Below are 246 nucleotides of genomic sequence, written 5' to 3'. Positions count from 1 at the left end.
TCGCGTTCCAGCCGCGCCAGACGCGACAGGTAATCCTCCGCGGAGGATTACGACGCGGTGAAATCACCGGACTCCTCCGGCCACGCCTGCGCGAAGCTGCGGAAGCAGCCCACCAGCTGGGTCTCGACCCGGTGCACGTCCTGATGGGACGAGGCCAGGCTTTCGTTGATGCCCTTGCTGATCTCGCGCATGTGCTCTTCGAGCGTTTCCAGGCTGAGCCCGCCGAGGAGATCCAGACGCTTCTTG

Annotated in this window: 1 protein-coding gene; it reads right to left on the bottom strand. The window is 64.6% G+C overall.

Annotation, left to right across the window (positions count from 1 at the left end; translation table 11 throughout):
• Window positions 1–47 precede the first annotated feature (47 nt).
• Window positions 48–246: hypothetical protein (locus ACQG3P_RS21615; protein ID WP_426806200.1), on the bottom strand; the 199-nt coding region annotated here is incomplete at its 5' end.

This window comes from Stenotrophomonas sp. SrG, assembly GCF_050031795.1.
GTDB classification, from domain to species: domain Bacteria; phylum Pseudomonadota; class Gammaproteobacteria; order Xanthomonadales; family Xanthomonadaceae; genus Stenotrophomonas; species Stenotrophomonas rhizophila_A.
Note: the sequence above shows the minus strand (reverse complement) of the source record. Positions and strands in the feature narration are given on the sequence as shown.